Origin of the sequence: Anaerosacchariphilus polymeriproducens (genome assembly GCF_003363435.1) — a bacterium.
Taxonomy (GTDB): domain Bacteria; phylum Bacillota; class Clostridia; order Lachnospirales; family Lachnospiraceae; genus Anaerosacchariphilus; species Anaerosacchariphilus polymeriproducens.
In genome coordinates, this window is the sequence record NZ_QRCT01000049.1 from 348770 (window position 1) to 370158 (window position 21389).

The window sequence follows — 21389 nt, forward strand, 5'->3', positions numbered from 1 at the left end:
TAACTAGCTAATTACCAGTGAAGACGAAAAGCTGTGGTCTGAGTCACCTCGAAACAGTCATAGCTGTAATAAAATAGAAACAAATCCACAGTGCTTTATTATTATAACGGAGTAAATGAATTACCCCAACCTCTTGGGGAGAAAGGAAATAATCCAACCACCCTCTAAGAAGGATAATTGGATTAACGTGATTAGATGAAATTAGAAGAAAAATTACAAATTTTAAGAAAAAAGAACGGATACTCACAAGAACAGTTAGCAGATAAAATCGGAATTTCCAGACAAACAATTAGCAAATGGGAAAATGGTCAAGCTGTACCAGAACTGGCCGGATTGATTTTATTAAGTGATTTGTATGGCGTAACGATTGATCGAATTGTAAAAGATAACGATAAATGTAATACGTTGCTAAGAAAAAAAGCAGAGATGGATATCAATGAGATAGTCACATTCTTAATATGTGCAAAAAGAAATACATACGCCGGAAAAGGAAATGAAGTAAAGGCCTCAAGGCTTTCATCTCATGATTTCAGCTATCGTGATAATGGATTTTTATATTATGATACTTATTTGGGTGGTGAAAAATTTTCAGGAGAAGAAGCTGTATGGCATTATGAAAATCCCATTTGGAGCATGAATTATACGGGTCGGGTAATAGGCGAGCATTTCAATGGTGATTTTCTAAAAGATGCATTAATGAACGTTCCGGCTAATATGCCTTATCGTGGACCTGAAATCTTTACAAAAGGGGATTATCACTATCATTGCATAGTGGAAGGAGAATTTGTTTGGTTTCAAGGTTATGAGGAGATATTTTATTTAGATAAAAAGGTATTTGAGTGTTACTTTCATGGTGGAAAGGTTGAATAAATTTTCCGATAAACTGGTTTGTTTCTCAACGGCTATACCAGAAATTTCAAGGTGACTTAAAACGATTATCAGGAAAATTTTTTATTCGTTTTAAGCCTCCTTTTCATTTTATTTGGAATCAGAAATAGCTATTATATTGTATATGGAGATAAATGGGTCTTTCTTGGCAAAAATTAACGATCTATCCATTTGTTTTTATTGACGCCATTCGTTACAAAGTAAGAGAAGACGGACATATTCTTAACTGAGTAGCTTAAGTTCTTTGGGTAACTTTGGAGTGTTTTTATAAATGATATTTCTCTTTAGTAAATGTGATATCTTGCATCTTAAAATATGGAATTTACCCCAATACCGCTAATACAAATCCGACTACTGAAAACAAGTTGCAAAAACAATGAAAGAATATACTTATAAATAAATTCTTTTTCTTATAAGCCACATATGCAACTGGTGCAAAGGCTAATATACGAAATACATTATTAAAAGGCAACCAGAAATGATACAACGAAAACAAAACAACTATAAGTATTGGTGTAAACGAACTCTGTTTTTCATAATGAGATGTTAAATATCCTCTAAAAAACAATTCTTCTGTTATCGGTCCTAACAGCACATTAAAAATGCCATAAAATACACAAGTCAAAATTAGTATCGGTTTAGAAAAAGATTTCAAATACTCATATTTTGTCCAATCAAATCCTGCTGATATATTATTAAGTACAGTAGTTCTAATATCTGCAAAAATCTGATTTTCAATAGGTGCTATAAATGATGAAAGAAGTCCTGCTATTCCAAAGAATGCAAATGCAATTATTAACACTTTCCAAATAGCAAGCTTTTCCTGTCCAACAAATGCACTTTTAAGTGAATATGTACCATATGCTTTTTTACTTGCAGATAAAATTACCCCCAACTCTATTGGCACTAAAATAACCGTTCCCAATATACAAAATAGTAATAAATGTGGTATCTTGCAAAAATGTCCTAACAACAAATATGTAAAACTCAAAACCAATGTAGGTATAAAAATTCTTAACAAAAGTCCTTTTGTATCTATTTTATTCATCTAGCATACACCTCACAATGTTGATTTTTCTCCAATAAAAGAACGTTTCTGTGAACGTGATATTAGTCAACAGTAACGTCTTTATAAGTTTCATTGGGATATTGGCCTTGCTGATATCCTTTGGCAGCTTAGTTGTTGCGTCGCTTGCCTTTCTCGACAAGAGAAACAAGCGGAAATAAAAAGCCTATCCTGTCTGACCCACAGGATAGGCATTGTCCATAAGGACAACATTCGTCTAAACTCGGAGCATCCACCTTTGGAGTGGGTGCTTTCTTTTTCTAATAATAACATTCTATTTGACATAAATCAAGTGTTTTAATCGTAATCTTTATAGCAAAATTTTGTTTTGAACTAAAACTTCAATCTTTCCAGATAAATAAGTTTCTAATATAAAATGCGAATTTTCATTATAAAAACTTCCGTTAAAATCTCAATTACACTACAGATAAATGAAGGATATACTTCAAACAAAACTGTTTTTATACTGTCTTAAAATAATCTTCTGCTAATACCCCATACATACAAGCATCAACAATTCCTTTATTGCTCCAATCAGCTTTTCGCAAAGTTCCTTCATAAACTAAACCACATTTTTTCATCACCTTACCTGAGTTTGAATTATTAGGATCGTGTTGTGATTCAACTCTTTGAACTTCTACTTCTTCAAATAAAAAGGGGATTATTCCAGATAATGCTTCACTTGTATATCCTTTGTTCCACCAATCACTACCAATACAATAACCAATATGAACTTTATCTGTTCTTTCGTCTATATCTACAATTGAAATTGTGCCAATTGGTTCTTTTAATTCTTTAGGCACAATTGCCCATTGATAAAAAGATTTATCTTTATAATTTTCAATCCAATCTTTTAATACTGCTTCGGTAATAGAAATATCTTCATGTGTTGGCCAACGCAAAAATTCTGTTACTCTATTATTACTTGTCCAATTTCGAAATGCTGGCTCTATATCTTCCATTATAAATTGTCTTAATATAAGTCGTTCTGTTTCAAGAAAAATTGTTCCTTTATGTTCCATGCTTCTTACCTTCCTCTATAAATTGGAATTTATCAGTTCTTATTAGCCCAATATCGCACTATACAAATAAGCACCATCTAATACCATATTTATCAATAAAATCTGCCATTAATGAGCTGTATTCACATGGTGCAAGCGGCATCAAAATTTTAGCATCAGTTTTTAACACTTCATAAGCTTTTCGCACCTTTTCTTCATTACCTTCTCCATAATGCAAACAAAACTGCATTACATTACCCGTAACCGTTTCCTCACTAATAATGGCATATTCTGAATTTCGTTCTGCCACAGCTAATATTTCCCCTTGAATATCAATCTCTGAATGAAAAAACGTTCCATCTTCATTAGGATAACTACTGATGAGAATAGCATCAAAAGCCTTTTGATAAAGAGCCACCGCCTCATCACTTTTTGTAACATATGCTTGCATCATTGATCTTTTCATAAAGAATTCTCCTTCTATTACATTTATAATTTATTTCGTCATTTATTTATCATCTACTCAAAATATAAATAATCTACAATTTAAAACTCACCGATAAATTCAAATTTATCGATTTTCCTCATAACTCTTTAATTGTTTTTTTGTATCAGGTATCAATACAAATGTACGAAAAAACCAATTTCCCCTAATGATATCTTCACCATGAAAATGAATTTCTTTTATTCTTTTTTGTGGTAGGATAATGATATTTGCTCCAATTATTGCATTGGATTCACAATAAATTGGTTCGCTATTTCTAGAATAAATTTTTGATTTTCCATTCATAGTAAAACCTTGCTTTTTCATCATTTTTCCCATAACACCAGGCATATCTTCAAGTTTTCCCACACTATTAACATAAACTACAGGAACGCTAAATGCATCTTCGTAACAACCACAAAAGTAATCGATAGTAGTTTGTTCTTCATCAGGTTTCTTGGGATCAGCAGGACATCCATGAGGGAAGAGTATCATAGATAATTCTACATCTTTTATATTGTCATACAAATGTTTTCTTCTTGAATCATAACAAATTCCTACCGCAACATTACCAAAAGGTGTTTTAATAATATTATCAAAATAGCCTCTTTTAAATACCGCTGATTCTCCTTCGGATTTACTAATAACTCCATAGACATCATCTTTTCCTGCTACTAAATATCGATTATAGTAATCTCTATTTTCTCTATCAAGATAACCCACACCAATATATGTATTATATTTTGCAGCCATTTGCATAGCCCAAGATTTAGTATCTTTACCACAAGAGTCAGCATATTGCCATATTTCTTGATTCGCTATATAACTACACATAGCTAATTCAGGTAATACAACTAAATCAGGGGAAGGAAGTTTTGAAATAAGATTTTCAATATATTGTTTACGTATTTCAATGCCTTTGATATCATTATTTAACTCTAATGCAAATATACGCATATTAAAACCTCCTTTTCTTTAATAGGTTTTTTATCCTTTTCAATTGTTCAATTATATATTCGTCTGTAAATTCTTTTAACTTATTGTAAATTGATTGATACTTATGGATAATATCTTCCTGGCAATGTAATCAGTCAAACTACACGTAAAAATAAGTCATTTGCTTTTTTCCTTCCCTTCCTGCCATCGTATATTTTTCAACTTGCATTTATATATTAACTAAAGATATAATTGATTCTTCACCATCTTCTTTGTTATTGCTTAAAATAACCAATAAATATTCATTCTCTTTCATTACAAACTTAGCATGATTAAAAATATAATTTTTTCTAGGATTTAATGATTTTATTTGTTCCCTACTATAATAAATTATTTTTTCTTCATATACTATTACAAATAGATGTTCATACATATCTGTATTAATATAATCATTATTTTTAACTAATATTCTATTCATCGGATCTGTTATGATTGTTCTATCAATACACTTTTGATCACAAGAAAATATCATACTTTGATAACTTTTTCTTATAAGTCCGTTTTTCCACGAAAATTCAATATACTCTTCTTGAGGTGTAATAAATTTACAACTATCTGCTCCTCTTGAAAATAATTTCAAGTTAACAACATCTGTAAATTCCTCATCGATTTTTATAACTATACTTTTATATTCCTCTAAATTAATATACAGTATTTTTTCATTCTCAGGACAAAATAATACTATTTCATCATTTCCAAGATCATATGATGAATATATAATTATATCCTCAAATAAACGCATTTTCTTTAGTAAGTTCATATTAGTATCAAATACTATAATGCCTTCATAATTATCATTAACTATTATTTTATTTTCCGTTACTTCCATAAAATAAATATCATTCTCTTTTATTAATGTTTCCTTCAATGTTTGCCTCCATTTCATATTATTTTAATTTCAGTTTTTTACTTTTATCAGCAGTATCATATATTAATTCACCTGTCAATGGATCAGCTTCTCCTAAATGTATTCCTTTTTTATCAAACACTTCTAAATGAGCTCTTTCGCCTTTATGTAACGTATCTCTATAATAATATTTATCTCCTCTTTTATAAACAGACGCACCTTTAACCTTCATCTTTGTTTTAACATATTCGCTATCATTTAAAACCGTTTCTCTATCTAATGGAACTCTTTTTTCTTTTATATATTCAGCCTTTCTTCCATCTTGACTTCCTTCCCCCCTACTCTTACTCTCCTTAAACTTCTCCCAATTATCCTTAAAGTTACTCGCACTTGAAAAAGTTAACGAGGCGCCAAAACCACTTACCGCTGTTCCTGCTATTACAGCTGCTCCCGATACGGCTCCTACCGGTACCGCCACCACGCTCCCTACTCCTGTGGAAGCTAATGCCATTGACCCGGAACTTCCGCCAATTCCTACTACCAGGTTACCGATACCCTGTACAAAACAAAAGGCTCCAGATAGCATGTCTGACACATTTGCCAAGCTTCTTCCTCCATAATACCACGTTTTGTTGGCGTATTTGTCATTTAAATAAGCCCGTTCCAGATAATCCAAAGCTCTTTCTGCGTTCTCACTGCCTTCTGTGGAAAACTTTCCCTTTTTAAAAAAATTATTGAGAATATTCCCCATAAAAAACAGATTATCTATGTTGTCTTTTGCAAGGGATGTGAAAAAACCGTATGCACCGCTAGCAATATCCTCATACCATTTCGTATCATACACGGCTGAAAGATCCTGAAGTCTCTTCAATTCCTTTTCTGATTTCTTCACTTCTGCCTGATATACATCTTGAAATGTTTTCAGATAATCTCCATAATAATTCTCACCTAAGTCAATCGCTTCCGGTGTCATGATATTGGTTATATTCTGTATCTGCTGATGAAAGGCTTCCATCCTTCCATGAATCGCATCCAGTCTTGCGGCATAATTAGCATCAACAGTTTCTACCTGCTTTAGGATTCCATCCAGCTCTTTATCTGCAGTTTTACATTTTGCTGTAACATTGCTTCCATATTTTTTTACATTATCAATATATTGTACAATATCCAGTTTACACAAAATATCATAATCCGGAAATTTATAGCGGAGACCGAACAGATCTTTTTCATCTTTAAATTCATTTAATTCCTTCCGAAATGTATCGATTGAATCTTTCGTAAAATCTCTAGTCATTATTTATCCACTCTCTTCTTTTGCCTTTAAACTTGTTGTCTATTGATTGATACATATTTGATAATTATAACAAATGTAAATATTTATTACCATAAAATTCCTACTAAATCTCAACAAATCGGGATATGATTTGTGGGGACGCTTAATCCCCACAAACTACTATATCATATCACTTCAATTCATCAATGCACCCTGCTTTAATCGCAGAAATGTTTCTACTAATTCGTTCATTAGACCATTCCCACCATTTGATTTCTAGCAATGAAGAAACTACTTCATCTACATTTAGGAATCTTAATGCTTATTTCCATTTATTTTTTTGTATAATATTGAACCTACGCCTGAACTTCTGCCACATCAGCAATTTGTACATATTTCCAACCTTTTGAGTTTTTCACCTCCAAACATCTCGACAAATCGGGATTTGATGAGGTTGTCTAGTTTTTCTAGCTGTTCTATTCTGCTATTAATTATTTTGTATACATTATTCAAAATAACTACAATTTCATCTTGTTCTTTTCTATCTCTAATTGGAACTGGATATTCTGCTACCCGTTTTGGTTGTGCTCGTGTTAAAGACCCACCTATTCCTGTTAAGCCAGTATTCATACGTGCTTTAAATTTATCAGATCTAAAATACCATGCTAAATACTCTGGATTGTTTTCTGTACTTCTTACTACTATCCACTCAGATGAAGCAACACTCAAATATTCAGACGATTTACCCACTACCCAAACTCTATTGATCCTTGGATTTATTTTACAAAGCAAAATATCCCCTTCTTCTACAACTGCTTTTGTTGAGCCAATTTCATCGCCTCGAAGATACTCTGGTTTATTGTCCGCATGACTTGGTACACTATAAACTTCAAATATAGTATCTGGTGATTTAGAAGGATTCACACTCTTACTAGAATATTCATTTATATCTCTTAGTTGTTTAATCTCCATATCAATCATCCCCTACAAATCTAAATTTTATCAGGATGAGTTCAAAAATGCTTTTCGGACATTGCGATTATTTTTTCTTTTCAATTAATATTGATGATACTATTGTATAAAAAATTGTAGTAACAATAACCATTATAACAAGATAAAAAATCCATCTCCATTCAGTTACTATCTGGATTGCATTCAGTAAAAGAGTAGTCCCAATAAGACTAAATACAGTACCTGATTGACGATAATATGGTTTTTTGTCCATTTTCATGCGTTCGTCTTTTGAAGAATAAAGATAAGCATTGTTCAGTAGCATCCCTTTTTCTCTGAACTGAATGTAACTAAGTATGTAAATAACAACAGCAATTGAGATACAAATAGTAATCTCGATTTTTTTCAAAATGCAACCCTCCTTTAAATTCATTTTTAATATTCCGATTATAAAGTTAAGATATAAATTTAATTTTCTATGTGATGTTTTAACATTGTTTTGATTTACCATAGCATACTTCATTGTTGTGTCAATTTGTTGATGTCCTAATAATCGTTGTACCTGTTCAATCGGATTTCTACCCCGCTAATTTTCAACCTATCATAAGGATAATTTAACGATACAAATAACGCTCTATTATTATCACAACGCTCTTTTAAATAACCTTGAATATGCAATTTTGTTCTTGCATCAAAGTAAACACTTCGTTCCTTATCGCCCTTTCCATAAACGATACATTCTCTTTCTTCAAAATTAATATCTGAAATATCCAGATTCACTAACTCTCCTACTCTCATACCTGTAGAAAAAAGTAAATCTATCATCGCTAAATCTCTTTTTGTTTCACAGCCGTCCCTCATTATTTCAATGTTTTCATCCGAGATTACTTCTTTCACTGTTGTTCCAGTCTTCACTTTATGAATTCGTCTAATTGGACTTTTTATAACGTAGTTTTCTTCCTCTAACCAAGAAAAGAAACTTGATAAATTTCGCCTTATATTATCTATAGTAACTTTTCCGCAATGGTTTCTTAATTGATACTCTGTTAAATATTCTCTAATAATCTCTGTTGTCACCCTTCTTATCGGCAATTTAATAGAATTTAGCATATTCGTAATTGTTGCTTTATAATACGCAAGCGTTCTATCTGAACAACCTTCAATACGTTTTGCCGCTAAAAATAGCCTCATATAATCTTGATTATCCAAATTTTCTACATCATCATTATTTTCTTCCAAACGCTTTAATAATACCTCTTGTAAGCGTTTCATTTGAGAAATATTTAAGCTCTCTGACATGTCATTTAGAATATTATAAATTTGACTTTTCATATTGATACACTCCTTGTTTTTAAGAAGTATATCAATTTTTTATCCAAAATAATTTTGCATTAATGAATCAAATAATATTTTTGTCTCATCTAAAGACTTTTGAACATTAACTTTCAATTTGTCGACTTGTTGGACGAAAGAAACGAATTCGTTTTGAAGTTCAATTGCAGGCACAGGAATCTCAAATTCCTTGATCATTCCAAGATTTAAATTTTTCTGACGAATTCCTCTTCTATTATTCAAAAAATGTTCTTTCATATGTAAAAGATTAAAATATAACCAAACAATATTTATATTTTCGTTTGGCATAATATTTGCACAAGCTTGATTTGATGCACTATCTTTCTCCAAAATACCCATCTTAAAAGCAGCAGTATCATACATTCCAACTAACATACTCCCCTTATTGAATATTTTCGCAGAACTTTCCTCAACGGCTTCTCGTGTTATTTTTTCAACTGATTCTTTCAAATATAATTCGTTTAATTCTCCTGCTGAATACCAATTAATATCTCCATTAAAATAATATTTATTTGCTCTAGATGGTGTACCACCACTTTTCCATAGTCCCAATTCTTGAAGTTGTTTAATTTCCCAATTCTTATTATTTGATATAGTGTCCCCAAACATCTCGACAAATCGGGATTTGATAAGGTCATCAAGGAGTTTCAACTGCTCTTTTCTGTGATTTAATATTCCTCTAATCGAATCCAAAATTTCAACTATTTCAGTTTGTTTTTCTAGTGTAATGTTTGGTATTAAAACATTTTTAATGTCATTTTTACTAACTGCTGGATAACTTGCCCCTGTTGCAACATTCATTAGTTCATTAATGAAATATTTGGACTGACAAAAGTAAAATAAATACCTACTATCCACCTTATCATTACCTCTTAGCACGCAAAATCCTGTTGATCCAACTAATGTATTTTCCGAATCAATATCACATAAAGCAATTGCATTAAGGTTAGGTCTTACAGTCGACACTAGAACATCATTCTTCTCAAGCATTTGTTTTGCTCTGCTAGGCGCCTCTAATATACTAAATGTATTAAAACCAGTGATTTTTTTTGTAACGTTATCAACTGATGAAATGTCTATATAATCAATATCATAGTCGCCCTGTGCAGAAACATTGTCAATCTTATCCACACAGAACTTTCCAAGTCTTATCTTCTCCATATTCACCCCTACAAATCTAAATCTAATAATTTCATCAATTCATCTTTCAAAGTTACAATTTCCCCATCAATCTTGTTAATTCTTTCCATAATAACATTCGGGGGATCATATTCCACTCTTTCATACTCAATTTCCTTATATTTATTAATAGACAAATCATACCCATTGTTTTTGATTTCCTCTACCGGAACAAAGAAACTCTGCTCGGTTCGTTTCCTATCATTTTCATTCTCTAAATGATTGAATCTTTCTATAATATCAGGAATATCATTTGCTTCAATGGCTTGTCTCTTATCATCTAAGCTATATCCATCTGCCTTCATGTCGTAGAACCAAACCTTGTCTGTTCCGCCTGCTCCTGTCTTTGTAAAGATAAGAATCGCGGTAGAAACGCCGGCATATGGCTTGAAAACTCCGGAAGGCATGGAGATAACTGCATCTAATTTATTATTATTTACAATTTCCTGCCGAATCTGCTGATGAGCCTTGGAACTTCCGAAAAGAACTCCGTCCGGTACGATAGTCGCACTTCTTCCGCCATTTTTTAACACCCTAAGATTAAGAGCCAAGAACAATAATTCTGTTTTCTTAGTCTTGGTAACTTTTAATAAATCTGCACTTACTGCTTCGTAGTCTAAACTGCCTTTAAAAGGCGGATTCGCTAATACAAGTGTGTATTTTACATGATCGGTATTTTGCTCTGATAAGCTATCCTTGTATTCGATTTTAGGATTCTCTACCCCGTGAAGCATCATATTCATAGCCCCGATACGCAGCATTGTCCTATCCATATCAAAACCATGGAACATATCGTTGTTAAAATGTTCTCTCAACCCTGCATTCAAAAATAAATCCGCATGATTCGTTCTTAAATAGTTCTGTGATGCTACTAAAAATCCCGCACTTCCCATGGCTGGATCTACGATTACATCGCTTGGAGTCGGTTTCATTAACTGAACCATCATGTCAATGATATGTCTTGGTGTTCGAAACTGTCCGTTCGTTCCTGCTGTTGAAACTTTTGAAAGAAGATACTCATACAAATCACCTTTTGCATCTGTATCAACTAGAACTAAACTGTCAATTCCATCTACTATCTTGGATAGCATGGCTGGTGTAGGGATTTTGAAAATGGCATCTCCCATATACTTCGAATAAGCAGAGTCACCATCCTGATGTAGGTTTTTAATAAATGGGAATACCCCATCTAAAACTATTTTGTATATTTCCTCTGCAGAACCTAAACTCTTAAATTTATTCCAACGATACTGCTGACATTCTTCTGGAAATATCCCAACATACGGTACTCCCAGGAAGTTCGCTTCACTCTCTTTTGTAGATTCTACTTCATCTAATTGTTTGATAAATAATAAATATGTAAATTGTTCTATTACTTCTAACGGATTCGTAATTCCTCCTGTCCAAAACGTCTCCCAAATTCGGTCAATTTTATTTTTCATCTCTCCTGTAATCATTTTCTTCGCTCCTTAAATATAATGAAATAATTATAGCAAACGCAAATAATTATTACTACAAAATATAACAAAGTTTTTATATTTAGATTATACTATCTGAAAACAAAGCTACTTTTTATCAATCCGAAGTATAATAATAAACGATTATCTCCTGCACATTCTTAGGATAAATAAACACCTCATAAAAAGTACCGGATTTACTTATCTTTTCAACTATTTTAATTCCTTTTTCTAGCCCCTCTTTTGTAAGCATCGTTTTTCCAAAACCTTCTATCTGCTTTTCTTTTAAAAGCCCCTCTTTAAACAGAAACTCGAGAATACTCTTGTTCGTAACCTGTTTCGTGGTCAGTGGATCGCGCAGATTATTCAGTTCCTCTTTTATCTCCGTTATATAATATTTGTCAGCATAGGTAAAGTTTTGGGCTTGTTCTGAAGTAAGATGAAATTCTTCTTTTCTATTCCGCTTACTAACAGGCTTCTCTTCCTTCGCCAAATCTTTAACATCCTCTTGCGCTTCGGATTCCAAACTTATGACACGTCCAGGATTCTCAGAGGTAAACTGCTCTATTTCAGAAATAAAACGTTGACCATATTTCTCATATTTATTTTCACCCACACCAGAGACCTGAAGCATTTCCATCTTTGTATGCGGAGTTCTTACACACATATCAATTAAAGTCTTATCACTGAAAATGATATACGGAGGCATTTTCTCTTCCCTTGCAATTTCAAGTCTAAGCTGGCGAAGTTTTTCAAATAATTCAAATCCAGCAGATGTAAGTGCATCCGTACTCTTTTGTCTGGTTTTATTCGTATTACTGCTTATCGTATCCTTCTCTTCAATATGTACCTTAACTGTTACCTTTGTCGATTCATCATGAAGTCTTGCTACCATATTTCCTATTTTAAGAAGACTATATTTATCATCTGTCTGATTCAAATATCCTTCCTGAATCATTTGAGTAATCAGTAACTTCAGCATTGATTCAGTACTATCCTTAAGAACGCCATAGGACTTATACTCCATGGTTCCAAATTCTTTCAACTTCGCTCTTCTTGCACCAAGAAGCGTACCAACAACAACATTTAATCCATATCTTCCTTTGGTCTCTGTGACACAGTTAATAATCCACTTGGCTTCCTTGGTCATGTCAATCTCTGTAAATTCCTTTTTACAATTGGCGCAATCTCCACAAGGTTGATTTGTCTTTTCTCCAAAATATTGAAGAATGAAATTTCTAAGACAGTTTGTCGTGTGACAGTAGTTTTCCATAACATGAAGTCTTTGCACATCCCTCTGCCGTATCAACTCTGCATCCTCAAAATCAATATCAGAAAGTTCCTTATTATCCAAAAGAAATTTATTTATCATGATATCCTGAGCAGAAAATAGCAAAATACATTGCGCATCTTCCCCATCTCTCCCTGCTCTTCCGGCTTCCTGATAATAATTTTCCATGCTCTGCGGCATATTATAATGAATGACAAATCGGACATTAGACTTATCAATTCCCATGCCAAAAGCATTTGTCGCTACAATGATTGGACTTCTATCATAAATAAAAGCATCCTGATTATCTTTTCTTGCCTCAGAATTTAATCCAGCATGATACTTTGTTACACAAACTCCATTTTTGAACAAAAGCTCATGCATTTTTTCTACATTCTTTCTCGTAGCACAATAAATAATACCGCTATCATTTGAATGCTCCTTAATATAATTTAAAATGAAGTTATCTTTTCTACTAATATTTTCCACCTGATAATAGAGGTTTTCCCTGTCAAATCCTGTTACCAAAACATTTGGACTTTTTAGACCTAAAATACATACAATGTCCTCTTTTACTTCTTTTGTAGCTGTTGCTGTAAATGCACTTATGATTGGTCGATATGAAAGAAAATTTACAAAATCAATAATCTTTAAGTAACTTGGCCTAAAATCTTGTCCCCATTGCGAAATGCAATGTGCTTCATCTATTGTAATCATAGAAATCTCGGTATTAGATGCAAACCATCTAAATTCGTTGCTCTCAAGACGTTCCGGTGCAACATAGATTATTTTGTACAGCCCTTGTGATGCATATTGGAGTGCTTTTGAAATTTGTACATCGGTAAGGGAACTATTAATAAAAGCAGCATGGATTCCAGCTTCATTTAATGCCTTTACCTGATCTTGCATAAGAGAAATTAATGGCGAAATGACAAGAGTGATTCCTGGCAGCATTAAAGCCGGAACTTGGTAACAAATAGATTTTCCTGCTCCTGTCGGCATAATTGCCAGCGCATCTCTTTCTTCTAAAATAGTATCTATCATTTCTCTCTGACCGGCTCGAAATAAATCGTAACCAAAATATTTTTTTAAAATTTCTAATGGATTCATAATATTTATACACCTCTCTATTTGAAGAATAAACTAAATTTGTAATAACATTTTTACTGATAAAAATTGATTTTCTAGATTTTACGCCCTTTATGTGTAAGTATAATATAATTGATATTTGGTTTCAATCAGATGGGAATTAAAGTGCCATTTTAAAAATTAAGTTGGCCTATGATAAGATAATAAGAACTAAAAAGATAATGTGAAAAGATGTTGCGAACTGACGTTCTGCTTGCTATAATAAAAATATGGGTGCTGCCATTTACGGTACGCGGTTAGTCCTTCTACAGAGGGACTGTGACCCTCTGACTACATAGAAATCCCCAGATTTGTTCTGTTGGAAATCTTGCTTAAGGAGGGGATGCCAATGTTGACACTTGAAGGTCTGATTGCAGTAATCAGCTTATGCTTGACCTGCTTCGGACTTGGATATGCAATAGGAAGCAATAAAACACAAAAATAACCGCCCTGTCTACAAAACTAAACGGTTATTTTGTAATAATTAAAATTTGTGGACTAACCATCTATCGGTAGCACCTTTTATATTTATCATAATATCATGCTAATGAAAATATGTCAATTTCGTAATTTCTATAATTGGTCTAATTTAATCTTTAAACCTTATTTAATAAGAGTATCAAAATTCTATCCAATAATTCCTATGCGGTTCAATGATCACATTTCCATAGAATTCTTTTATTTGAGCTACTGTAACCGGACTTATTTCTCTTTTTGAAGGATTATATTTTTCTGCATTTTCCTTTGTAAGAAAACACTTTACAGCTTCATATTCCTGACCATTTTCTACTTCTCTCCTCATTATTTCGATTCCAAATGTATCTCCTTTATTCATATTTGGTAATAACAACGTTCCAATAATATATACCGTCTTTTCTTTTAAAAGGTCATATGCTTTATCATTGTTCATGTTATTTCTAGCTGCTGCATACATAATACAAAAACTGTCAATTACATCTTTTAATAGCAGAAGATCTTCTTTGGTAATTATAAGTGCACGTGGTAAAAGTCCACTAATAATAAGTACTTGATTAGATTCTTGTTGAATAACATTATCAACAACTATTCCAAGTACCGTCTGAGCATAAGTATATTGTTTCTTATTCTTCTCCATTAGTTCTTTCACTGTCTGATTCAATGAGTCAGGAGTAATGCACATATATACAACTTTATCAATGGATATTGTATCGTTATCCATAATTACAGCCACCTCGCGGTCAAGCTGTTCCATAAATCCCAACTGTTCCAATCTTACATTTGACTGGAATATTCTTTCGATCTGTTTTTTATTACTTCCAAACATAATTTATTCTCCCTTATAACTCCCATAACAGTTAATATTTTGTATACTACTTTTTAGCCGCTGGATACTCGTTACACAGTAATCTATATGGCGGTTCATCCTCTTCAATTTCAGGAAAACGCCCCATTTCTTCGAAGAAACGATTATCTATATTGTCATCATTACACACTGAGACTTCACCGATCAAGACATCTCCTGTACCTGGCTTCACATCAAAATCATGATACTGGTGTGGCCATAACGTAATGCTTTCACCGGGTCTTAATTCTATGCCCGTACCAGGTTTTACATAATAAGAACGTCCGTCTGAATTCACTAATACATCCGAATCATCAAAGGAACCATCCCCTTTATCATTGTAAACATGGATAATCAAAGTCCCTCCGCCACGGTTAATGATATCTTCACTTTTAGTCCAATGAAAATGCATTGGCGAATGCTGTCCTTCTTTTAACATAAGTAATTTTTCGGCATATACTTTTTTATATTTTGGATTGTTTTGATTCCCATTACGAAGGGTTATTAGGGCAAATCCAACTTTTTCCCAATCTCCAAGTCCATAATCTGTAATATCCCAGCCAAGCATGTTATCTCTGATTTCATCATATTCTTCGTTTTTATCGTTCCACTCTTGTGGAGTAAAATTGCAAAAAGGCGGCAATTCAAATTTGTGTTCACGAACGAAAGCTTCCATATATTTAATACAACGGTTGATTTCTGATCTTTTCATAGTTGGTCTCCTCGTTTCTATTCTGTTATCCACTTACATATTTATTCTTATCTACGACTTCTAAAACATTAAGCGTACTAAATTTAGTATACCATGAAATTTTATAATATCCAGATTTTGGGGGTTTTTAATAACAGAGAATTTTTATACTAAATTTTGTGAAAGTTTCCTAAAGATATTAAAATAAGATACTACAATAAATAACATTGAAATTTTTTGAACTATAATAAAGATAACCTCTAAGACCAGATGATATAGATAAAGCACGTAGGTCCCGTATTCGAAACCTACGATTTTTAAGCCCTGATTGAATATTTTTCGGACCTTGAATCCTGTTCCAATTTTCTATCAGATAGTTTATAATTTTTTTCCAAAAATGCACCATAAATTTCGTCCTTAATTTTCTTCTTATTCGTAACATTTGATTATAATAAGCTTATGTCAATCAATCTTTCCCTTCATAAAGCAAGATTGAAGTACCTACCATACCGGCTGATATCACTAAAGGTATTAGAAGGTATGCCCCTTTTTTATCTAAATAAAAATATGGAAAAAAGCATTTCGCATTATTCCATATTGAACTAGATGAATAGACCGTCCACTTTCCCACCAAGAAAATAATAATACCTAAAATAATTTCAACAAAACTACTTATCATAGATTTACTCGTACATGATGAAATCAAAAATTTAAAACTTATGAAATAAGTGATAATAACGATACTGTGATAGTAATTTGATAGGTAATATTTCCCCTCAAGCATCGAAATAGTAATATTAACAGCGGTGAGACAACTGTACCAAAATAACAGTGTTCCAGTATATATACCTAAGAAAACTCTTCTGCCGGAATAATTCATTTTATAGATAGAAACCGTACTTAAATCACTTTCTTTATGGATGGCATCATGAGATAACACAGATACAAAAAAAAATCCCCCTGCGGTAACTAAAAATCTAAAACTTGAATACAAAGAATTATCTTCTATACCAAAACCTCGATATTTAAAAGATAAGTTTCTTATAAGATAACTAAATAAAACAAAAATCAGAACAATAGCAATAGCTTTCATTTTCTTCAAAAGATTCATATACTCTTCTTTCAAAATAGCTAACATACAAATACTCCTTCTCGTTCTATTATTTATTAATATCTTTTGTGCTTAATTGCTTACACAAACAATAATTTCTAGAACTGTAAGAATGCAAGTATAAGAATAGGATTTAAACTACTTCTTGTTCTTTTAAAAATTAAATTGTAAATTGGGGATTACTTTAAGATTTTTATTAAATTAGAAATTTTTATAAGGTTTGAGATATCTATTTTCGGTAGCATTACTTTAACATATTAAAATCGAAAAAACACCCCCATTTTAGGGGGGTGTTTTTTTAATTTTTATACTTGTTTTTTACAAATCTAAAATTTAAGTTTTATATTGTTTGTCAATTTTCTATTTTTCACCTAATTGAATGCGAAATCCCATAACGGCATCATGAATATTTGTTGATGCAAGAATTCCTGCAGAAATGGCTAGACCATCAGCTCCGCTTTTCAATGGAATATGACAGTTATCCACCTGTATCCCTCCAACTGCTACATTAGGTATACTTGAATTCTCTAGAATATTCACATAAGTTTCTTCTTTTATCGGAATTGCATTCTGTTTTGTATTTGACAAAAACCAGGCCCCACTACCAAGATAATCAGCCCCTTGTTTTTGCGCATCCAAAGCCTGCTCAACTGTTTTTGCCGTTGCTCCAATGATGACCCCAGGTCCTAAAATTCTTCTCGCTTCAGATACCGGAATATCATCTTGTCCTAAATGTACCCCTTCTGCACCAATTATCATCGCAATATCAATTCGATCATTAATTAAAAGGGGGGTGTGATAAGCATCTGTCATCTGTTTCATCCGTTTGGCCCGCCTCAAATATTCTGCAGAAGAAATATTTTTTTCCCGTAATTGAACATAATCTACACCTGCCTTTAGCGCCTGTTCAATCACCTGTTCACCTCTTGAAAAATCTGCTATTAAATATAATATCCCTTTCCTTTTCATACTCCAATCATATTCCTTTCCATTTTAAAGAACCATTCTTCCTTTTTATAAATTCCATCCATGATTAATCGGACCATTACCCCTGCCCAAATCCAAACCATCTATAAGTGCTCCTGTCAAATATTCTTTTGCAAGACCAACTGCTTCTTCCATGCTCTTATTACAAGCCAGATTCGCCGCGATGGCAGAAGAAAGAGTACATCCTGTTCCATGAGAATTCTCTACTTTTATTCGTTCCATAAAGAACCATTTCTCATTACCATCTTTATATAATAAATCATCAGAACAATCTTTTAAATGTCCGCCTTTTACAAGTACATAAGCATTTGTTTTCCTGGAAATAATTTCTGCTGCCCGTACCATATCTTCTTTATTATAAATTGTAATTCCTGCAATTTCTTGCGCTTCAGGAATATTAGGAGTAATTAAATTTGCCAGAGGCAAGAGTTCATGAATCAAAACTTCTTTCGCCTCGGGTCGTAACAATGAATGTCCACTGGTAGAAACCATTACCGTATCTAATACAATATTACTGACATGATATTCTTTCAGTTTCTCAGCAATTAATTTGATCAATTCTTTCGATGATACCATCCCAATCTTCACTGCATCCGGATATATGTCTGATAGAACAGCATCTAACTGCTTACCAACTATCTCTTCGGAAAGGTCTTCTATTGCAAAAACTCCTGTTGTATTTTGAGCTGTAACAGCTGTAATAACACTCATCCCATAAACATTATGAGCCAGGAATGTTTTTAAATCAGCCTGAATCCCTGCTCCTCCACTTGGATCTGAACCCGCTATGGTCAATCCCTTTTTCATCCTTTTCCCTCCAAAAACCACTTTTTCTATTCATTCCAAACGCTAATCGTTTCACCTTCTAAAATACGATTCATATTTTTCATTGCACACATATTGCCACACATGCTGCATGTATCTTCTTTTTCCGGTTTAGAAGAGGCTCTATAAGCTTTTGCTCGTTCCGGATCAATACAAAGTTCAAACATCCTATCCCAGTCGATTTCTTTTCTAGCTTTACTCATCTCATAATCCCAGTCTTTAGCACCTTTAAGACCTTTTGCAATATCAGCTGCATGAGCTGCAATTCTAGTTGCGATAATCCCCTCTTTAACATCTTCTACTGTTGGAAGTCTTAAGTGTTCCGCCGGTGTTACATAGCACAAGAAAGAAGCTCCATAGGTAGCAGCGATAGCTCCACCAATTGCAGAAGTAATATGATCATATCCGGGTGCCACATCAGTCACTAACGGTCCCAAAACATAAAATGGCGCTCCATGGCAAACCGTCTGCTGTATCCTCATATTTGCTTCTATCTGATCTAAAGGCATATGCCCAGGTCCTTCTATGATTACTTGAACATCTTTTTCCCATGCACGTTTTGTAAGTTCTCCCAGTGTTACAAGTTCTTCAATCTGAGAGATATCACCAGAATCTGCAATAGAACCCGGACGACACGCATCCCCAAGACTCATAGTAACATCATATTGTCGGCAGATTTCTAATACTTCATCATAAAATTCGTAAAACGGATTTTCTTTTCCTGTCATTTCCATCCAGGCAAACATTAAAGAGCCGCCACGTGATACTATGTTGGTCAGTCTTTTGTTCTTTTTAAATCTTTGCGCAGTAGATCGATTTAACCCACAATGAATTGTCATAAAATCCACGCCATCTTCTGCATGCATTCTTGCTATATCAATCCATTCCTGTGACGTTATGTCTTTTAAAGCTTTATTGTAATATACAACAGCATCATAGATTGGTACCGTACCAATTATAGCCGGGCATTCTTGTGTCAGCTTTTTACGAAACTCTCTTGTATTCCCATGGTTGCTGAGATCCATAATTGACTCTGCGCCCAATGCTACTGCTTCGTTCACTTTTTCTAACTCCACATTTAAATCCGTACTATCTCTTGATACTCCTAAATTAACATTGATTTTTGTTTTTAATTTAAACCCCACTCCGTTTGGATCAAGGCTTGTATGATTTTTATTGGCAGGAATTGCAACTTTTCCTTCCGCTACCAACTTCATTAATTCTTGTGTATCTATTTGCTCCTTTTTTGCTACGACTTGCATTTCTTTTGTTAAAATTCCTTTTCTTGCTGCATCCATTTGTGTTGTAAATTTCATTATAATTTTCCTTTCTTGTCAGGTTTAAATGCTTTATAGGAGTTTATGATTATTTTTTTTAGAATTGTTAAAAATAAAAAAACATACCCCTTAGGATATGTCTATGATTCAACAATGTATACTTTTCTCTCTTCCTACGTCGGCATTATCCGTATCAGGTCATGGGTCGAAATGTAACACACTTCCTCTCAGCCTGCTTTAGCAAGCTCCCCAGATTTCTATTCAATTATGTTTTTATTATAGAAGACTTAAAATTACTTGTCAATAATGAATTATAGGCTGTCACAATAATGCAACAGCCTATATAGATTATTTCTTTGAATCTCTCATTTCTGTTATTGGTAAATTCCATTTAGAATCTAATTTAGAAGTTTGTTTTTCTCCTTTGCCATCTTTATCAAAAGGATCGAACCAACATACCTGTTGTTTCTGAAGTAATTTCATGCATAAATAAACAACTGATTTGTCTGTAAATTCTTGGAATTCCTCTTCATTGATAAATCCATCAATTGGAGTACCTTTATTATCTATATCAGCATCAAATACTGCTGACCATTCCAATTCACAATAAACAGGTTCGTTGAAAATTTCAATATCCGATCTATCTGCTTCCCTAAAATTCTTTCCCATTCTTTTTTGATCAAAATATCTTGCAACCATTGGAGGATAGTTAGGTTGAACTTGCGGAAGGTTCCCGCAAAAGTTAACTTTCGTATAAGTTTTAAATGGAATATGAACTGTTGTATCTTTAATAGCGCCGCCTATTCCAGTCTTACTAGTGCAATGTTTTGTAGCATATTCAATATTTTTTCTAATATAACCTTCAATAAATACTTTGTCTGTTGGCGGAATATATCTGCATTGTGTTAAGAATACTTGTTTTTCAATTCTTTTTATTTCATAGGAAGGTTCATTAAGTCTGATTTTCGATTCTGAATCGATTTGAACAATAAATTCTGCAAGAACTTTAGGTATTTTATATTCTCCACCAAACCAAGGGTAATTCTCAGCGCCAGGAAGTGTATCTGATTTCAAAACAGCGGAATCACAATCCTTATGGCAATCTGAACTAATATGAGTTTCAGTGCTTACAACTGTTGCATTACTTTTGCTTTCTATTTTACGTTCTTTGTTATCGTTACTAACATTATTCATATAATTACCTCCTTATAGAAATTAAGATATAAAGTATAACTATTTTATATCCTATTATATAATATTCTTAATTTTCAAAATGTACACTTT

Annotated in this window: 19 protein-coding genes, 1 pseudogene and 1 riboswitch; of the genes and pseudogenes, 1 reads left to right on the forward strand and 19 read right to left on the reverse strand. The window is 32.9% G+C overall.

From position 1 onward, the window contains the following. Positions 1-195: 195 nt before the first annotated feature. Entirely contained in the window at positions 196-870 is a 675-nt protein-coding gene (locus DWV06_RS15090; protein WP_115483009.1) for a DUF5680 domain-containing protein, read from the forward strand. Positions 871-1210: 340 nt separating this feature from the next. Here DWV06_RS15090 and DWV06_RS15095 read toward each other — a convergent pair whose 3' ends face one another. The 19 genes and pseudogenes from DWV06_RS15095 to DWV06_RS15180 form a co-directional block, all read right to left on the reverse strand. Continuing rightward, positions 1211-1936 carry a CPBP family intramembrane glutamic endopeptidase gene (locus DWV06_RS15095; RefSeq protein ID WP_115483010.1) on the reverse strand — a complete coding sequence of 242 codons (726 nt, stop codon included), beginning with the start codon at positions 1934-1936 and terminating at the stop codon, positions 1211-1213. A gap of 479 nt (positions 1937-2415) precedes the next feature. Then, on the reverse strand, positions 2416-2976 hold the full coding sequence (locus tag DWV06_RS15100; RefSeq protein ID WP_115483011.1) for a GNAT family N-acetyltransferase: 561 nt from the start codon (positions 2974-2976) through the stop codon (positions 2416-2418). Between the two features lie 58 nt (positions 2977-3034). Further along, positions 3035-3421 (reverse strand): VOC family protein, encoded by a 387-nt coding sequence (locus DWV06_RS15105; protein WP_115483012.1) that lies wholly within the window; start codon positions 3419-3421, stop codon positions 3035-3037. Positions 3422-3526: 105 nt separating this feature from the next. Then, entirely contained in the window at positions 3527-4396 is an 870-nt protein-coding gene (locus DWV06_RS15110; RefSeq protein ID WP_115483013.1) for a carbon-nitrogen hydrolase family protein, read from the reverse strand. Positions 4397-4604: 208 nt separating this feature from the next. Continuing rightward, positions 4605-5303, reverse strand: a complete 699-nt coding sequence (locus DWV06_RS15115) for a hypothetical protein (protein WP_115483014.1) — start codon at positions 5301-5303, stop codon at positions 4605-4607. A gap of 19 nt (positions 5304-5322) precedes the next feature. Beyond that, positions 5323-6576, reverse strand: a complete 1254-nt coding sequence (locus tag DWV06_RS18875) for a hypothetical protein (RefSeq protein WP_235828979.1) — start codon at positions 6574-6576, stop codon at positions 5323-5325. A gap of 357 nt (positions 6577-6933) precedes the next feature. Then, positions 6934-7527: a restriction endonuclease subunit S gene (locus DWV06_RS15125; protein ID WP_162300657.1), complete on the reverse strand. Its 594-nt coding sequence runs from the start codon at positions 7525-7527 to the stop codon at positions 6934-6936. A gap of 67 nt (positions 7528-7594) precedes the next feature. Continuing rightward, positions 7595-7915 carry a DUF3784 domain-containing protein gene (locus DWV06_RS18575; protein ID WP_162300644.1) on the reverse strand — a complete coding sequence of 107 codons (321 nt, stop codon included), beginning with the start codon at positions 7913-7915 and terminating at the stop codon, positions 7595-7597. A gap of 63 nt (positions 7916-7978) precedes the next feature. Next, positions 7979-8838, reverse strand: a pseudogene (locus tag DWV06_RS15130) (tyrosine-type recombinase/integrase); the annotation flags it as partial. Between the two features lie 39 nt (positions 8839-8877). Next, the gene (locus DWV06_RS15135; RefSeq protein ID WP_115483016.1) at positions 8878-10020 is read right to left on the reverse strand and encodes a restriction endonuclease subunit S; all 1143 of its coding nucleotides are present in this window, start codon (positions 10018-10020) and stop codon (positions 8878-8880) included. A gap of 8 nt (positions 10021-10028) precedes the next feature. After that, positions 10029-11495: a type I restriction-modification system subunit M gene (locus DWV06_RS15140; protein ID WP_115483017.1), complete on the reverse strand. Its 1467-nt coding sequence runs from the start codon at positions 11493-11495 to the stop codon at positions 10029-10031. A 118-nt stretch (positions 11496-11613) separates the two neighbouring features. Continuing rightward, a complete protein-coding gene (gene recQ / locus DWV06_RS15145; protein WP_115483018.1) occupies positions 11614-13875 on the reverse strand; it encodes a DNA helicase RecQ in 2262 nt (753 codons plus the stop codon). 637 nt (positions 13876-14512) lie between these two features. Further along, positions 14513-15196, reverse strand: coding sequence for a hypothetical protein (locus tag DWV06_RS15150; RefSeq protein ID WP_115483019.1), 684 nt, complete (start codon positions 15194-15196; stop codon positions 14513-14515). 46 nt (positions 15197-15242) lie between these two features. After that, a complete protein-coding gene (locus DWV06_RS15155) occupies positions 15243-15926 on the reverse strand; it encodes a D-lyxose/D-mannose family sugar isomerase (protein WP_115483020.1) in 684 nt (227 codons plus the stop codon). Positions 15927-16371: 445 nt separating this feature from the next. Continuing rightward, positions 16372-17043, reverse strand: a complete 672-nt coding sequence (locus DWV06_RS15160) for a hypothetical protein (RefSeq protein WP_115483021.1) — start codon at positions 17041-17043, stop codon at positions 16372-16374. A gap of 333 nt (positions 17044-17376) precedes the next feature. Continuing rightward, the gene (gene thiE, locus DWV06_RS15165; protein ID WP_115483022.1) at positions 17377-17985 is read right to left on the reverse strand and encodes a thiamine phosphate synthase; all 609 of its coding nucleotides are present in this window, start codon (positions 17983-17985) and stop codon (positions 17377-17379) included. 45 nt (positions 17986-18030) lie between these two features. Next, positions 18031-18810, reverse strand: coding sequence for a bifunctional hydroxymethylpyrimidine kinase/phosphomethylpyrimidine kinase (gene thiD, locus DWV06_RS15170; protein WP_115483023.1), 780 nt, complete (start codon positions 18808-18810; stop codon positions 18031-18033). Positions 18811-18836: 26 nt separating this feature from the next. Then, entirely contained in the window at positions 18837-20144 is a 1308-nt protein-coding gene (gene thiC / locus DWV06_RS15175) for a phosphomethylpyrimidine synthase ThiC (RefSeq protein WP_115483024.1), read from the reverse strand. Positions 20145-20258: 114 nt separating this feature from the next. After that, positions 20259-20367: riboswitch (TPP riboswitch) on the reverse strand. 86 nt (positions 20368-20453) lie between these two features. Then, positions 20454-21299, reverse strand: a complete 846-nt coding sequence (locus tag DWV06_RS15180) for a CsxC family protein (RefSeq protein WP_235828980.1) — start codon at positions 21297-21299, stop codon at positions 20454-20456. Positions 21300-21389 lie beyond the last annotated feature (90 nt).

Coding starts and splice junctions, on each gene's coding strand:
- DWV06_RS15150 (WP_115483019.1), bottom strand. CDS start 15,196: ATGTTTGGAAGTAATAAAAAACAGATCGAAAGAATATTCCAGTCAAAT.
- DWV06_RS15160 (WP_115483021.1), bottom strand. CDS start 17,043: ATGTTAGCTATTTTGAAAGAAGAGTATATGAATCTTTTGAAGAAAATG.
- DWV06_RS15105 (WP_115483012.1), bottom strand. CDS start 3,421: ATGAAAAGATCAATGATGCAAGCATATGTTACAAAAAGTGATGAGGCG.
- DWV06_RS15125 (WP_162300657.1), bottom strand. CDS start 7,527: ATGGAGATTAAACAACTAAGAGATATAAATGAATATTCTAGTAAGAGT.
- thiD (WP_115483023.1), bottom strand. CDS start 18,810: ATGAAAAAGGGATTGACCATAGCGGGTTCAGATCCAAGTGGAGGAGCA.
- DWV06_RS15110 (WP_115483013.1), bottom strand. CDS start 4,396: ATGCGTATATTTGCATTAGAGTTAAATAATGATATCAAAGGCATTGAA.
- DWV06_RS15095 (WP_115483010.1), bottom strand. CDS start 1,936: ATGAATAAAATAGATACAAAAGGACTTTTGTTAAGAATTTTTATACCT.
- thiE (WP_115483022.1), bottom strand. CDS start 17,985: ATGAAAAGGAAAGGGATATTATATTTAATAGCAGATTTTTCAAGAGGT.
- recQ (WP_115483018.1), bottom strand. CDS start 13,875: ATGAATCCATTAGAAATTTTAAAAAAATATTTTGGTTACGATTTATTT.
- DWV06_RS15180 (WP_235828980.1), bottom strand. CDS start 21,299: ATGAATAATGTTAGTAACGATAACAAAGAACGTAAAATAGAAAGCAAA.
- DWV06_RS15100 (WP_115483011.1), bottom strand. CDS start 2,976: ATGGAACATAAAGGAACAATTTTTCTTGAAACAGAACGACTTATATTA.
- thiC (WP_115483024.1), bottom strand. CDS start 20,144: ATGAAATTTACAACACAAATGGATGCAGCAAGAAAAGGAATTTTAACA.
- DWV06_RS15090 (WP_115483009.1), top strand. CDS start 196: ATGAAATTAGAAGAAAAATTACAAATTTTAAGAAAAAAGAACGGATAC.
- DWV06_RS15140 (WP_115483017.1), bottom strand. CDS start 11,495: ATGATTACAGGAGAGATGAAAAATAAAATTGACCGAATTTGGGAGACG.
- DWV06_RS15155 (WP_115483020.1), bottom strand. CDS start 15,926: ATGAAAAGATCAGAAATCAACCGTTGTATTAAATATATGGAAGCTTTC.
- DWV06_RS18875 (WP_235828979.1), bottom strand. CDS start 6,576: ATGACTAGAGATTTTACGAAAGATTCAATCGATACATTTCGGAAGGAA.
- DWV06_RS15135 (WP_115483016.1), bottom strand. CDS start 10,020: ATGGAGAAGATAAGACTTGGAAAGTTCTGTGTGGATAAGATTGACAAT.